The following is a 14841-nucleotide window of genomic DNA, read 5'->3' as shown; positions in this document are numbered from 1 at the left end:
CGAGACCATTCCAGGTACGTTCATGAGCATCATCAGCCCATCCATTGCCGTTGTGGGCAGCGGCCCGTCGGGGTGCTACCTCGCGCAAGCGTTGAGAAAGACCTGGCCGGATTCTGAAGTCTCAGTGTTCGAATCCGAGCCGGTGCCATTCGGCCTGTTGCGTTACGGCATCGCCGCTGACCATCAGGGTTCCAAGTCGGTGGCGATGCAGTTCGATCGGCTATTTCGACGCGACGGAGTCAAATTCTTCGGAAACGTGACGATTGGGAGAGACCTGCCGTTCGAGCGATTGACGCAGAGTTTCGACGTCGTTGCCATCGCGACGGGGCTCGCCAGGGACCTGGCTCTCCCGGTGCCGCAAGATCCGAGAGCGAATGTCGTTGGGGCCGGAGAAATACTGCGTGCGTTGAACGGCTATCCCGAGCCGCGGCTTCCTAATGATGGCGGTCGATTTCACTCATTGGGAGAGTCGTTGGCGATCGTCGGGCACGGGAACGTAGCCGTCGACGTTGCACGACTATTGGCCAAGCGCATCGAACAATTCGACAACTCCGATATCGATGACGACCGGGTGTCGATGCTTCGCTCCGGTCAACTCCAACGCATTCACCTTATCGGAAGGTCTAACGCCGCCGAAGCGAAATTCGACCTTTCCATGTTGAGCGAGCTCTGCGCACTTGACCATGTAAAGGTGTCTGCATCAGGTCTTTCGGACGACGACCAGAGCGAGAAGGCCGTGATAGTGCGGAACGCCGCGAGACGCACGGTGACCGCTGAACCGCCGGTCGAGATTGCTTTCCATTTCGAATGTGCGCCGGTGCAGGTCGATGCATTGGGGACCAAGAGTGTTTTGCGAGGGTGCTCGAAGGCTGACGGCATCGTGAGTTTCCATGTAGACACGGTCGTGACCGCCATTGGCTTCACGGATGAGGTTGGAGATATTGGCGTTCGATGCGGGGCATGGAGTGCGCCGAATGTCTTCCGGGTCGGTTGGGTGAAGAACGGAGGGAAGGGGGGAGTCGCAGCCAATCGCAAGGATGCACAAACCGTGGCTGCACAAATCGTCACGGCGGTGCGGGATGGCGCGCTGCAGGTCGGTCGGCGTGGACTAGTCGCACTCGGTGAGCAATTGCCAGTCGATTACGTGCGCTACGCGGGTTGGCTGGAAGTCGACCGATATGAACGAAACGCGGCGGGACCGAACAGGCTTCGTAAGAAGATAACCGATCGTGAACTCTTGCTGAAAGTGGCAAGGGGCGATTTGAACCTTGAAGTATCCCGTTGAACAAGAGCGTAATGAAATGAATGCATCTATCCTGATTCTATTCGGCACCGAAAGCGGAAACGCGGAGATGGTCGCTGACGATATTTCGATGTGTTTTTCGGAGAAAGGTCTGCCATGCATCGTCAAATCGATGGCGGAACAAGATGTGAGTGAATTGGAGGCGGCCAGGCTGGCGATCTTTGTTACTTCCACGTATGGCGAAGGGGACATGCCGGAAACGACGGAACCGTTTTATCGTGCGCTTGTCGAAACACGTCCGAACCTGGACACAATGAGGTTCGCCGCGTTCGGGTTGGGAGATTCCACCTACACGAATTACAACCGTGCCGTCGACGTGTTAACCGAAATGCTCGTCTTATGTGGTGCCACTCGAATTGGTGAGACGGGCCGGCACAACGCATCGAAAGGAGTGCCGGCAAACCAAGTTGCAACGGAATGGTCCGAAAATATCATCGCTGCGATAAAGGGATAAGGTAATGTCGACGAGCTACGCAACAGGGGATTTTCTGCAAGATCCTTACCTCCCGTGGGCCGACCCAGCATTTCGCAACAACCCGTACCCGTGGTACGAGCGACTGCAGCGCGAAGCGCCGGTGTATCGAATCAGCGAACATGAGTTCGTCGTCTCGAAGTATGTCGACTACGTGGAGTTTGCCAAGCATCCCGCGATGAGCATGGAAGAGCCGGACTGGGTGAAGCCCCACCCTTGGCATGTGTTTAAGGACAGTGTGCTGTTCTACGACCCGCCGAGGCAGACGCTGTTGCGGCGACACTTCAACAAGTGGTTTACGCCCAAGATGGTGGCGGAGTGGGCGAAGCATACCAAGGAGCTGGTTAGCGACGCGTTGGACAATGTCGCACGAGATGGCGTTGTCGAGGCTCACCACAATATTTGTGTCGTGCCTACGCACGTCACGATGTGTCGCGTCTTCGACATCCCCGAGGACGATATCGAAGGGGTAGTAGAGAACGGGTTGCGTATCGTCATGGCTCAGTCTCCAGCGTCAACGAAAGCGCAGCTGGACGATGCGGTGGTGGGGTTCAAATATCTGTTCGACCGGTGCAACTCGTTCGTTACCGAGAAGCGTCGCAATCCCGGAAACGGTCTCGCTGATGCACTGATCGAGGCACAAGCTCGAGGAGAGCTGACCGAAGCCGAGGTTGTGCAGGCCATGGTCAATTTTTTCTTCTCCGGTGCACCCAATCCGGCGTACGTGCTCGCGTCAGCGTTGGAGCATTTCACGCGTGAACCAGGACTCTTCGACCTCTACAAGACTGCTCCCGAAAGCCGTCAGGCGATGATCAACGAGTTCCTGCGCCTGTATCCGCCAGAGATTTCCTTCACACGGTACAACAAGGCCGCAGTTACGATCAGAGGAACGGTGATCCCAGAAAATAGCGTCATTCGCTTCATGACTGCGGCAGTTAATCGGGATCCCGATGTTTTTGAGGAGCCGAACAAATTCGACCACACTCGCTCGATGCGTGAAAGCCAGATGCTGTCATTCGGCATCGGGACGCACAGCTGCGCAGGGCAATTGATCAGTCGCGTCGAAATCGAAGTGATCTTGTCAGCCATAGCGGAACGCTATTCACGCGTGGAGCTTGCCGGTTCTCCTACGGTCCAGCACGACGATCGCATTCGCAACTATTTGACTTTGCCGTTGCGATTTTCCTGAAGCGACCAAGGACCCAATGCGGGCTATGCTCGCTGATCGTGCGTATTTAGCTATCGAGGAGCGTCTCGCGTGCCACAACTGCTTGGGACGCTCCCTTCATTCCGCTATCGGCGACCCGCTCGGCGTTGTCATCGCGCACTCTGTCGACCGTATCGTCCGTTGCTTCTATCATTCCTCATCCGCGCCCCGATAGCATGCCTTCCAATAGTAGCTCGTCCGGGACGTTTCCCGGCGATGTCCCAACCTCACGACACCAATGGTTCGCCGCATTTGCCGTCGCGGTCAGCGCATTTGCGTTCGTTACCTGTGAATTTCTACCGGTCGGCCTTCTGGCGCACATCGCTCTGGATCTGGATGTCACGTCCGGGACAGCGGGCCTGATGATGACCTTGCCCGGTGTGATGGCTGCTTTAGCCGCGCCGATCTCGGTGGTTATTGCTGGAAAATGGGATCGGAGGTACATACTTTTAATATTAACCGGATTGCTGACGTGCTCAAGCTTCGTCAGTGCATACTCGATGAACTTCACGACGATGCTTGCCGGCCGGGCACTATTGGGGATCGCATTGGGAGGATTCTGGACGCTCGCGACCGCGGCGGCGGGGCGCATGGTGCAAGCCCAGGATGCGGCCCGTGCGATCGCATGCATCCTGGGAGGAGTTGCATCGGCTACTGTCATTGGCGTGCCGCTCGGGGCACTGATCGCTACGCTCGCATCCTGGCGAGAATCGTTCATTGCGACCGGTGTCCTCGCAACGGTAGCGCTTTTTGCACAAGTCGCCTTTGTGCCGGAGCTCACACCTGAATCCACTGTGGGCGTTCAGGATTTCATTTCGCTGCTGCGCCGGCCGCACGTTCGTCTGAGCCTGATGATGGTGGCGTTCGTATTCGGCGCGCATTTTTCCACCTATACGTACCTAGAACCTCGTCTTGGAGAGGACTTTTCGGTATCGGAGATTTCAACGCTGCTGATGGTGTTTGGAATTGTCGGCTTCGTGTCAAACGTGGCGCTTTCGGCGGTGATGGATGGCCGCGTGAAAGTCGCCACCGCGATCGCGACGGCTCTGCTGTTCTTCGCATTGTTGCTGATGGTGGTACTGGATCACGCGCGAATCGGCGAGGCGGCAGCATTGTCGCTCTGGGGTGTAGCGTTCGGTGCAATCCCGTTGTGCTTCAGCATCTGGACTCAGCACGATGCCGCTGACTGCCCCGAAGTCGGTTCGGCGCTCTTCATTTGCGTTGTTCAAGTCGCCATCGCGATTGGGTCCGCCGTGGGAGGGTTGATCGTCGATCATATGGGCATACGAGCAGATTTCTCTATCGGGTGTATTTCCTCCGTGCTCGGGTTGGTGACCCTATGCACACTGAAAGCTCCATCGCGCGGGCAACTGGCGTTTTTGCCTGCTACGGGTAGAACCGTAGTCGGCCAACATCCTGGCTCGTCACATCGAGATAGCCCCCCAGTTTCTGAATGACCGCCATCCACTCCAGCGATTCGCCTAACCTTTTCCCGCTTCAGATCGCGGTCTGGAGTTGATGGGATCGTGCGACCCGGCGGCGACACCGCAACCGGGCAGGACGTACTTGCCGCGATCGCGGAATACGAACTCGCCGCCATCGTGACCGTTAAGTCATTGAGTCGCGAACACGTGCAGCGTTGAAAGACCATCACGGTTCGAAGCGAAGCCTCGCTCCTCGGCCTGCGCCCCCCGGACGCTGATCGCTGGCCCTTTGCAACTTCATTGACGTGCCACGTAGCGACCGCCGCAGCGCGTGGAGTAGCTGCAGCTTCGACGTCGCCGTGCGTCTTCATGCTGCAGCGCACTCACGCGTAAACACGGAGTTTTGCGTCTTGCAAAGCCGTGTAGAGTGTGCGCAAAGAATATAAATATGCACAAAAAATAAGCTTAGGCATTTCTTGTGCACATTGGCGACTTCGTAAACGGTATGGAGGAGACGACGGTGAAAAGGTGGGTCATTACGTCAATTGCCTGCGCGACAGCGGCTCTGGGCCCGGTATCGTGTGCCTATGGGCAAAGCAGCGTGACGCTCTGGGGCTTGCTCGATGCAGGTGTGTCATACATCAGCAATACGTCGGGCCACCCTGCATGGCGGCTCGACGACGGCATCGCGTTGCCCAACCTGCTGGGATTTCGCGGGACCGAGGATCTCGGTGGCGGCACCCGCGCGGTGTTCCAGTTGGTGACGCAGTTCACGCTGCAGGGGAATCTTGTCGCTCAGAAGAGCAACGGGAGCGGTACCGGAACCGGGCTTTTCGCGCGCAATGCATGGGTCGGCCTCGATAACGCGCGCTTCGGCAAACTCACGCTCGGACGCCAGTACGACTTCATGGTCGACACGCTGTTCGCCGATGTCGGGGCCGATATGGCGATGTATGGCGGCGGATTCTACGGCTTCCGGGATGGTCCGTTTGCGAAGCTCGGCATTCCCGATTCTCCGCCGAACGAGGCGTTCGACTTTGACCGCATGAACGGCGACACGCCTCTTGGCAACGCGGTCAAGTACACGAGTCCGTTGCTGGGAGGATTCCGGTTCGGCGGAATGTACGCATTCGGCGGCGTGGCCGGGGATTTCCGCCAAAACAGCGCGGAAAGCTTCGGTGCCAGCTACAGTGCTGGCGCGTTTGCATTCGGCGCGGCCTATACCGACGTGCGTTATGCGTCATTGCTCGGCGACAGCATCAGGAACTACGGGCTCGACGCGAAATATCGCAGCGACAAGTTGCTGCTGACGGCACTGTTCACTGACACGCGCAATACGCACAACGGCGCGGTTGTCAACGCGGCGGAGGTCGGCGCACTGTATCAGTTCACGCCGGCGTTCTCGACGAGCCTCGCCTACACCTATATGTGGGGGAACGAGGTTGTCGACCGCAATCACGCCCATCAATGGGGGGCCGTTGCGAAGTACCATCTGTCGAAGCGGACGGCCGTCTATCTGCAATCGGTGTATCAGCTGACGAACGGGGGGGCGAATGCGTCGATCAACGGGACGTTCGGCCCGTCGAGCAGTCGCTCGCAGTTCATCGGCCGGATCGGCATGCAAACGATGTTCTGACTGATCCGTGCGACGGCGGCGGGAGTCGCCGTCGCAATGGGGTGCATTCGCAGACGCAGTATCGGGGCACTGCGCGCGACTTACTGCACCGATCCCAATTGCCGTTCCAGTGCGGCGGCAACACGAGTCAACGTTCCTTCTATATGCTTGCGCAGCAATTTCGCTGCCTTGTCCTTTTCCCGTCCGATCGCCGCTTTCATCAGCGCCTCGTGTTCCGCACCCTTGTGGCGTTCCTCCGTCCGATGGAGTGCCGAGTAGCGCCGATAGCGTTCGGCGCGGTCGAACAGCGATCCGACCATGTTCAGCAGCAGCGGGCTTGGCGTCGCGGACAGCAACGCCATATGGTAGGCGCGATGGCGCTCCGACCAGTCGTCGTCGAGGGCCACAGGGCCGGTACCCATCCGTTTTTCGGCGAGACTCAGCCGATGGAACGCCGTCAGCACGGCAACTTCCCAGTCGTCGTCGGCATGCTCGATGGAATCCATCAGCGCTTCGTGTTCAAGCAGGATGCGCAGCCGCGTGATGTCCTTGAAGTCGTCGATACTGATCGGTGCGACCCAGAAGCCGCGATTTTCGGTTGCCTGCACGATTCCGTCCTGCGCGAGGCGGTTCAGTGCTTCGCGAATCGGTGAACTGCTGAGACCGTAGGTCTTCGACAGACTTTCGACTTTCAGGCGCGTGCCTGGCTCCAGTTCACACCGGATGATCGAGGTTTTCATCCGCGCGAAAGCAACATCGATGAGCGGGGCACCATTGGAGGCAGGTGTCGAATCCATGGCGTGGCATTCCGGATTGTCAATGCGGTAATTTTATGCGCAAAGCTCGCTTCTATGCAAGATTGACTCGAAAGGCTCGTCGGACAAAAAAAGCGCTCGGGCAAAGCACCGAGCGCTGAAGGCTGTTACATGATGCGCGTTCCGGATCAAAGGCTCGTTGCAGGCGCCTCAAGTGCTTGCGAGCCGTTGGTCGCTAGCGCGCCCACGAGCTCGTCGAGCAGCGCAAGCGCCTCATGCGGCTCACGGCAACCACCGTACACATAGTGGTCGGGGCGGGCGAGAACCACACGGCAGTCGTGTTGCGCCATCCAGCCGGTCAGCACGCCACTGACGTCCTGATACGTATCCGGCGAGGCATCGGGCGCGGGCGCGTCGGGCCCGATCGCGACGAATCGGATCGCTGGATGCTGCAGGTGATTGCATGCCTGCCGAAGTTGCGCGACGGTCGCCGCATCGGTACGTGCGTCCACCGCGAGCCGGAAGGTGGCGCCGGTCATGTCGTCGAGCAGGCGCTCGTCGCCGGCGGACGTCCGCACGCGTGGTTGCGGGAACAGCAGCCCGCGTGGCCCGTCGCTCGAAGCGGACAGAAAGCCATCGCTCAGCCCCGGGATCAACGATTGCCGGACCGTTCCCCGCGGATTGGTGGCCATCTCCGCATGCAAGAGCTCGTCGCGCGCGCTGGCTGCGACCGGATCGCGTTCACAGATCAGCTTGCCCAGTTCCTTCGTCACGAGTGTCGTGCGCTTGACGTGCGGCAACCGTTCAGCCTGGTAACTGTCGAGCAGTGCCGTGCCGGCGTTGCCACGCGTAACCATCGCGAGCTTCCAGACGAGATTGGACGCGTCCCGGATGCCTTGACACATTCCCTGCGCGAGGAACGGCGGCGTCATGTGCGCTGCATCACCGAGGAAAAATATCCGCCCGGCTCGCCAGTTGCGCAGCACGAGCGCGTGAAACCGGTAGGCGGATGCACGCCAGATCTCGTATTCGTCTTCGGCGAGCCAGCGCGAAATCAGCTTTTTCACGAACTCGGGCCGGCAGGCCTCGGTAGGCGTCTCGTCCGCGTTGATCATGAACTCCCAGCGGCGGCAGCGGCCGGGGCCGACGACGAACGTCGACGGGCGCGCGATCTCGCAATACTGCACGTTAGTTGCCGGCAGGCTCTCGCCGGCACCGTCTTTGAGCATCACGTCGACGACGAGCCATGGCTCGTCGAAGTCGAGATCCTCCATGTCCAGGCCGAGCCGCGTACGGATCGGGCTTGTTCCTCCATCGCAGGCCAGCACATGGCCTGCGGTGAACGTGCGTTGCTCGCCCGACGCTAGCGAGATCGTCACGGAGGCGGCATCGTCGTGTGATTCGACCGCAGTCGCTTCTGCACCGAGCTCGACCCTGACCGACGGGTAGCGGGCGAGATTGTCGCGCAGGACCCCTTCGATTTGCGGCTGCATGAACACGTAATTCGGCGCCCAGCCGAGCTGGTACGGCGGCGCTGCCGCGTCAATGCGGCGGATCACCCGCGTGTCAGTCGTCCGGTATTCGGACGGGCGGTACGGCATCACGTATTGCGCGATCCTGTCTGCGATCCCGAGGTTGGCCAGGATCCGCATGATTTCCTGGTCGAATCCCATTGCTCGCGGCTTGTCGTATACATTTAGCGACTTGTCGACGACCAGCGTGCGCAGGCCGGCTTGACCGGCCAGGTTGGCGGCGACTGCACCGACCGGGCCGAGACCGACAATGATCAAATCGAAGTCCACATCTCCTCCATGTTCATATTCGTTCCGCCAGAGGCGATCACGTTCGCCCCGCGGTGCGGGCGGGTCCACCGGACCGTCGCCCGACTGATCTCAGTATGCCTTCGTGTAGGCGGTCTTGACGGTCGTGAAGAATTCGGCGGCGTATCGGCCTTGCTCGCGCGGGCCGTAGCTCGACGACTTCGTGCCACCGAACGGTACGTGATAGTCGACCCCCGCAGTGGGCACGTTGACCATCACCATCCCGCTGCGCATGTGTTGCCTGAAATGCGCCGCGTATTTCAGAGACGTCGTACAGATGCCGGCTGACAATCCGAACTCGCTGTCGTTCGCGATCTCCAGCGCCTCGTCGTAGTCCTTCGCCGGAATAGCGCACGCGATCGGGCCGAAGATCTCCTCGCGCGCGATGCGCATCTTCGGCGCCCCATCGGAGAACAGCGCCGGTGTCAGAAAATGGCCTCGTGTGCTGCGGGCGACGGTCGCACCGCCGCAGATCAGCGTCGCCCCTTCATTTCTGCCGATATCCACGTACGCTTCATCCAGTCGCAGTTGCTCGCTATCGACAACGGGCCCGATTTGCGTGTCGGCGTCGAGCGCATGCCCGACGCGGAGCTGCTCGAGCGCCTCCGCAACCCGGGCGACGAAGCGCGTGTAGATGCCTTTCTGCACGATGAAACGGGATGATGCGGTGCAGCGCTGCCCGGTCGAGTAATAGGCGCCCTGTATCGCACAGTCGACGGCGACGTCGAGGTCCGCGTCGTCCATGACGACGAGCGGATTCTTGCCGCCCATCTCGAGCTGCATCCGCTTGAACTGGCGCGCGCCCTGCAGCAGCAGGTTCCGCCCGGTGTCGACCGATCCGGTGAACGAGATCGCGTGGATTTTCGGAGAGGCGACCATCGCATTGCCGACGACACTTCCACGCCCCATCACGAGATTGAATGTGCCGGGCGGAATGCCGCTGCGGTGAATGATGTCCGCGAGCGCCCACGCGGATCCCGGGACGAGGTCCGCAGGCTTGAAGACGACGCTGTTGCCGTGCGCCAGTGCCGGCGCGATCTTCCAGGCCGGAATGGCCATCGGGAAGTTCCACGGCGTGATGATGCCGACGACACCGACCGGCTCGCGCGTGATACTGACGTCGACGAGCGGCCTGACCGACGGCAGGTACTCGCCGCCCGAGCGCACCGCTTCGGCGGCGTGGAACTTGAATATCTGCCCAGCACGCGCGACTTCGGCAATGCCCTCGGCAAGCATCTTGCCTTCTTCACGCGATAGCAGCGTACCGAGTTCCGTCTGCCGCGAGAGCAATTCGCTGCCGATCGCGTCGAGTGCATTCGCTCTGGCCTGGATGCCGCTGTCCCGCCAGCCGCGTTGAGCGTCGCAAGCGGCGTCGATTGCCTCGTGTGCCTGCTCGACATCCGCGTACGCATAGTCGCCGATTGCGTCGTCGAGATCGGACGGATTGATGTTGCGGCGTGAAGTGGCGCCGGTGCGCCACGACCCGCCAATCAGATTGCACTTCATGACCAGTGATCTCCCCCATTTTTGCAGGGTGGCGTCCGCCTGCTGTCGAACGCGGCGGACGCAGCGGATTGCTATGTCTATTCGTCGAACGCGGTGCGCTGGGCGGCGATGCGTTCGCGCATTGCCGCGATCCATGCGTCGCGCGTCAGGAAGCCCGGGCGGCGCTGGCACATCGCTTCCGTCCGTCTCAGGACTTCAGCGCTCGGGAGATCGAGATCGAGCGGCTCGCGACAAGGCTGCGCGGTGAAGAACGGGCTGTCAACGTAGAGTTCGATCGGATTGCCTTCAGGATCCTTGAAATAGATCGACCACGCGTTGCCGTGATCGACTTGCTCGATACCGGCGATGCCCGCGCGTTTCGCGCGTTGGTAATACGTGCGCAGATCGTCCAGCGAGTCGAGCAGGAAGGAAAGCTGGTTGACCGGATTGAAGGGGAGGTCGGTGGGCTTTCCATCGAACAACACGAGCTGGTGATGGATTTCCGGATCCTGCGTCATGAAGTACAGATTGTGTCCGGTCGACGCGACGCCCTTGTCGCTGATCACGAACCCGAGTGCCTTGCGGTAATAGTCGACCATCCTGTCGAGGTCGCTGCAGAAGATTCCGCAGTGGGTGAACTGAATTTTCGGCAATGCTGCCATGATCGTCTCCTGATAGTTCGAGTATCGCTCACGCTTCGTCGGTCACCGGGTTCGACAGCGTGCCGACCCCCGGAATTACCACGTCGAAGGTGTCACCGGGCTTCAGGAATACCGGCGGCTGGCGCTTGAAGCCGATCCCGCTCGGGGTTCCGGTCGCGAGGATGTCGCCCGGCTGCCAGTCGAGCGCCTGCGATACGTATGCGATCAGGGCCGGAATGTCGAAGGCGAGTTCGGACAGCTTGCCGATCTGCATCTGCTCACCATTCAACAGACCGTGCACCGAGAGTTCGCGGTAGTCCGGAATTTCGTCGGCCGTGACGAGCCACGGGCCGAGCGCGCCGGTGCCGCGGAAATTCTTGCCCATCCCGTACTGGTGCGTATGGAACTGCCAATCACGGATGCTGGCGTCGTTGAAGCACGTATAGCCGGCTACGTGGCTCATCGCGTCTTCCGGTGCGATATGCGAACCGCCGCGGCCGATGACGACCGCGAGTTCGGCCTCGAAATCGAAATTGTCCGAAATGGTCGGACGAATCAGAGGCGCACCGTGCGGCAACAGGGTTTCCGCGTAACGATGGAAGATGACGGGGTACTTGCCGACCATGCGCCCGGCTTCCGCGGCGTGTGCGACATAGTTGATGCCGACGCAGATGATCTTGTTCGGGCGTGGAATGACCGGCTCGAGCTCGACTTCGGCCAACGGGAAATCCGTGGCCGCGGCGACGAGCCGGCGTGCTTCCTCCAGCGCCGCGTCATCCGCGAGCAGCGATGCGAGATCGGCCAGCGCGGGCAAGCGCGACGCGAGATCGACGATCCCTTCTTCCTTGATTGCACCGAAAGCGGCCTTGCCGGCCCGGCGATACGACACGAGTTTCATTGCTCCTCCATTTGGGCACAAAACATGTTTTTGTGCATATTACATCTGAATGGATATAATGCAAGCACGGGAGCACAAATTGGCTCCCGGCGATCCGAACAATTTCCGTGGAGCAGAAAGATGCCGCTGGTCAATGTCAGAAAGATCAAGCTCGACCTGGAGGAGGTCTGGCACGAAGGGGGGGGGCGCGTGAGCGAGCCGCTGCGGGTCGCGGTCGCGACAGCCATCGTCGCGAATCCGTATGCGGGGCGGTACGAGCCTGACCTGTTGTCGTTCATGCAAGCGCTGCGCGAACTCGGGCATGACCTGTCGTCACGCATCGTGGCGCTGCTCGGCGGCGCGGAGAACGTCCAGGCATACGGAAAGGGCGCGATCGTCGGCGAGGATGGCGAACTCGAGCATGGCGCCGTATGGCACGAAGCCGGCGGCTGGGCGATGCGGGAATCGCTGGGCCAGCCGAAGGCAATGGTGCCGTCGGCTAAGACGATCGGCGGCGTCGGTACGCGCCTGATGGTACCGCTGGGCCATATTCAGGCGTCTTATGTCCGCAGTCACTATGGCACGTGCGAGGTGACCGTCTGGGATGGCCCGCGCCGCAACGAGATCGCGTTCGCACTCGCGATGGCGACGGGCGGGCGCGTGCATGCGCGACTGGGCGGCCTCGCGGCGTCGGACGTCAAGGGTCTCGACGGCCTGCGATGAAGTTCAGGCGGAATTTGTATTTTTGTGCATAAAAATTGATATCATGCATTTAGCCTGGCTTGAGTTGCAGACAGATGACCGGGCCGGTGAATGTGTGTTGTGAATACACGAAGAGTGACGGACAGGAGACAAACATGACGAAGATGATGCGAGCAGCACGGATGCACGATGTCGGCGCACCGATGGTGGTGGAGGATATTCCGGTGCCGTCGCCGCGGCCGACCGACGTGCTGGTGAGAGTCAAGGCATGTGGCATCGTGCCCAACCTCGGCAACGTGCTGAGCAACTGGCAGAAATGGTTTCCCCACCTGCCGCTTCCCCGGCTGCCGGCGATTTTCGGTCTCGACGCGACGGGTGTGATCGAGGAAGTCGGCAGTCAGGTTCATGCATTCAACGTGGGAGACCGCGTCTATGTGAATCCGGCACGCTATTGCGGCGGTTGCCGCGCGTGCCGCTCGGGTGATACCACGGCCTGTCCGTACTACACATTCAATGGTTATTTCGGGTTCAGCCAGCGATCGCAGGTTATCTTCGACGACTATCCGTACGGCGGGCTGTGCGAGTTCATGACCGCGCCGCAATACAGTCTGGTCAAGATACCCGAGAACCTGAGCCATGAGACCGCAGCGCGCTTCGGCTATCTTGGCACCGCCTATCGTGCGCTGAAGAAGGCGGAAGTCGGGCCGAGCAGCACGATCCTGATCAACGGCATCAGCGGGACGCTCGGTATCGGGGTTGCACTGTTCGGGCTCGCGCTTGGTGCGCGGAAGATTCTCGGTACCGCACGCAACAAGGAGTTGCTTCAGCGCGTGAAGGCAATTGCGCCGGATCGCATCGAGATTCTGGCGCTCGACGACGAACCGGTCGACACATGGGCGGCGCGCATCACGCGTGGAGAAGGTGTTGATGCGGTGATTGACGCACTGGGGCCCGGCGCGCCGCATACGACGCTGCAAGAATCGTTGAAGACGCTGCGCCGCGGCGGCCATCTCGTCAATATCGGCGCGGTTGCCGGCGACGTGCCGGTCAATCTTCACTACATGATGGACAATGACCAGCGCCTGAGCGGCTCTGCCTGGTTCACGGCCGGGCAAGGACAGGAAATGGCGGACATGGTCGAATCCGGCGTCGTCGATCTGTCGGTCTTCGAACACTGCACGTTCAAGCTGGAGGACATCAATGTCGCGCTGGGCGGGATCGAGAACCGAAACGGCGGCTTCAGCAACTACGTGATCTGTCCGTAACGCACATCGGCGACACTTCTGCACCACATCGGCGCCGGGGTGTCGTCGGCCGAAAGCGTTTCCTTTCAGCGAGGCAACTCATGCACATTCGACGCGTGGTAACCGGCCGCGATCCGCACGGCCGATCCGTCGTGGTTTCCGATGGCCCGACACCCCGAACTGTCCTGTTCGACTTCATCCCCGGGCATGCATTCGCGCAGGTGTGGACGACTGCGGCTTCTCCGTCGCTGGCAACGGCGGCCGATCCGACGATCGGAAAAGACACCCTGATTCCGCCGGCCGGCGCGACCAGCCTCCTGGTCGTAACCTTTCCGCCGGATAAGGTCATGGCGGCTCCACAGTTCGATCCCGCAGCGGCGGCAAACGAATGTGTCGCGCGCATGCCGGATCTCGCAGCGACGTTCGAGCCCGACCATCCAGGCATGCATGCGACCGAAACGGTTGACTATGCGATCGTGCTGTCGGGCGAGATCTGGCTGGAGCTCGACGATGGGCAGGCGACGCGGCTCGGGCCGATGGATATCGTCGTGCAGAACGGCACGCGCCACGCATGGCGCAACAAGGGGAACAGCCCGGCGACCGTGGCGTTTTTCATGGTCGGTGCGACGCGCACGTGATGCGCACGCATGGTCTTTCGATAGTCGATCTGGAGGAAAAAGGAATGAGCGAGCCGCTCGATACCCGCGCGCGCCAGCAGTTATTTACTGACGCACGCAGCCAGAACGCGTGGTTGGACCAGGCGGTGCCCGATGCGATGCTGCGTGATCTGTACGAACTGACCCGATGGGGCCCGACGAGCATGAACTGCTCGCCGATGCGCGTCGTGTTCGTGCGGTCGCTGCCAGCGCGCGACAGGCTGTTGTCGGCCGTTTCTCCGGGGAACGTCGCGAAAGTGCGTACCGCGCCGGTCGTTGCAATCATTGCGCAGGATGTGGCGTTCTACACGCAGCTCGACAAGCTGTTTCCACATCGACCGGGTGCAGGGAAGATGTTCATCGAGCAACCGGAGTTGGCACGAGATACTTGCTTTCGCAACAGCTCGCTGCAGGGTGGTTATTTCATCATGGCGGCGCGGACGCTTGGTCTCGACTGCGGGCCGCTTTCTGGATTCGACGCGGCCAGAGTCGATCACTTGTTCTTCGAAGGAACGGCATTGCGCGTGAACTTTCTTTGCTGCCTCGGGTATGGCGATTCGGGCGGGCTGTTTCCCCGCAGCCCGCGGCTCGATTTCGACGAGGCATGCGAGATTCTGTAGGTCATCCGCGCGGCGATCGG

Annotated in this window: 14 protein-coding genes; 9 read left to right on the top strand and 5 right to left on the bottom strand. The window is 60.7% G+C overall.

Going from position 1 to position 14841, the window contains the following annotated elements; translation table 11 throughout:
- Positions 1 to 22: 22 nt before the first annotated feature.
- The 5 genes from U5A56_RS25365 (at position 23) to U5A56_RS25345 (ending at position 6042) form a co-directional block, all read left to right on the top strand.
- Positions 23 to 1285 carry an FAD-dependent oxidoreductase gene (locus U5A56_RS25365; protein WP_321925137.1) on the top strand — a complete coding sequence of 421 codons (1263 nt, stop codon included), beginning with the start codon at positions 23 to 25 and terminating at the stop codon, positions 1283 to 1285.
- A complete protein-coding gene (locus tag U5A56_RS25360) occupies positions 1269 to 1757 on the top strand; it encodes a flavodoxin domain-containing protein (protein WP_321925135.1) in 489 nt (162 codons plus the stop codon). The genes U5A56_RS25365 and U5A56_RS25360 overlap by 17 nt, the downstream gene beginning before the upstream one ends.
- Before the next feature lie 4 nt (positions 1758 to 1761).
- A complete protein-coding gene (locus U5A56_RS25355) occupies positions 1762 to 2964 on the top strand; it encodes a cytochrome P450 (protein WP_321925134.1) in 1203 nt (400 codons plus the stop codon).
- Between the two features lie 194 nt (positions 2965 to 3158).
- Entirely contained in the window at positions 3159 to 4439 is a 1281-nt protein-coding gene (locus tag U5A56_RS25350) for an MFS transporter (protein ID WP_321925133.1), read from the top strand.
- Between the two features lie 472 nt (positions 4440 to 4911).
- Positions 4912 to 6042: a porin gene (locus U5A56_RS25345; protein WP_321925131.1), complete on the top strand. Its 1131-nt coding sequence runs from the start codon at positions 4912 to 4914 to the stop codon at positions 6040 to 6042.
- Between the two features lie 80 nt (positions 6043 to 6122).
- Here the strand turns inward: U5A56_RS25345 and U5A56_RS25340 are convergent, their stop codons facing one another.
- The 5 genes from U5A56_RS25340 to U5A56_RS25320 form a co-directional block, all read right to left on the bottom strand.
- The gene (locus U5A56_RS25340; RefSeq protein ID WP_321925129.1) at positions 6123 to 6818 is read right to left on the bottom strand and encodes a GntR family transcriptional regulator; all 696 of its coding nucleotides are present in this window, start codon (positions 6816 to 6818) and stop codon (positions 6123 to 6125) included.
- A 146-nt stretch (positions 6819 to 6964) separates the two neighbouring features.
- A complete protein-coding gene (locus U5A56_RS25335; protein ID WP_321925127.1) occupies positions 6965 to 8578 on the bottom strand; it encodes a bifunctional 3-(3-hydroxy-phenyl)propionate/3-hydroxycinnamic acid hydroxylase in 1614 nt (537 codons plus the stop codon).
- Positions 8579 to 8668: 90 nt separating this feature from the next.
- Positions 8669 to 10102 carry an aldehyde dehydrogenase family protein gene (locus tag U5A56_RS25330; protein WP_321925200.1) on the bottom strand — a complete coding sequence of 478 codons (1434 nt, stop codon included), beginning with the start codon at positions 10100 to 10102 and terminating at the stop codon, positions 8669 to 8671.
- A gap of 77 nt (positions 10103 to 10179) precedes the next feature.
- On the bottom strand, positions 10180 to 10743 hold the full coding sequence (locus tag U5A56_RS25325; protein WP_321925125.1) for a VOC family protein: 564 nt from the start codon (positions 10741 to 10743) through the stop codon (positions 10180 to 10182).
- A 28-nt stretch (positions 10744 to 10771) separates the two neighbouring features.
- Positions 10772 to 11620: a fumarylacetoacetate hydrolase family protein gene (locus U5A56_RS25320; RefSeq protein WP_321925123.1), complete on the bottom strand. Its 849-nt coding sequence runs from the start codon at positions 11618 to 11620 to the stop codon at positions 10772 to 10774.
- A gap of 120 nt (positions 11621 to 11740) precedes the next feature.
- Here U5A56_RS25320 and U5A56_RS25315 point away from each other — a divergent pair, with 120 nt between their 5' ends.
- The 4 genes from U5A56_RS25315 to U5A56_RS25300 all read left to right on the top strand — a co-directional run bounded on the left by U5A56_RS25315 (position 11741) and on the right by U5A56_RS25300 (position 14821).
- Positions 11741 to 12322 (top strand): amino acid synthesis family protein, encoded by a 582-nt coding sequence (locus U5A56_RS25315; protein WP_321925121.1) that lies wholly within the window; start codon positions 11741 to 11743, stop codon positions 12320 to 12322.
- A 134-nt stretch (positions 12323 to 12456) separates the two neighbouring features.
- The gene (locus U5A56_RS25310) at positions 12457 to 13566 is read left to right on the top strand and encodes an alcohol dehydrogenase catalytic domain-containing protein (protein ID WP_060067715.1); all 1110 of its coding nucleotides are present in this window, start codon (positions 12457 to 12459) and stop codon (positions 13564 to 13566) included.
- A gap of 80 nt (positions 13567 to 13646) precedes the next feature.
- The gene (locus tag U5A56_RS25305) at positions 13647 to 14183 is read left to right on the top strand and encodes a cupin domain-containing protein (protein ID WP_321925119.1); all 537 of its coding nucleotides are present in this window, start codon (positions 13647 to 13649) and stop codon (positions 14181 to 14183) included.
- 44 nt (positions 14184 to 14227) lie between these two features.
- Positions 14228 to 14821, top strand: coding sequence for a malonic semialdehyde reductase (locus tag U5A56_RS25300; RefSeq protein WP_321925117.1), 594 nt, complete (start codon positions 14228 to 14230; stop codon positions 14819 to 14821).
- The last annotated feature ends 20 nt before the right edge of the window (positions 14822 to 14841 follow it).

Origin of the sequence: Burkholderia sp. BCC1998, assembly GCF_905339875.1 — a bacterium.
In the GTDB taxonomy this organism is placed as follows: Bacteria; Pseudomonadota; Gammaproteobacteria; order Burkholderiales; family Burkholderiaceae; genus Burkholderia.
This window is presented reverse-complemented; position numbering and strand designations above follow the sequence as displayed.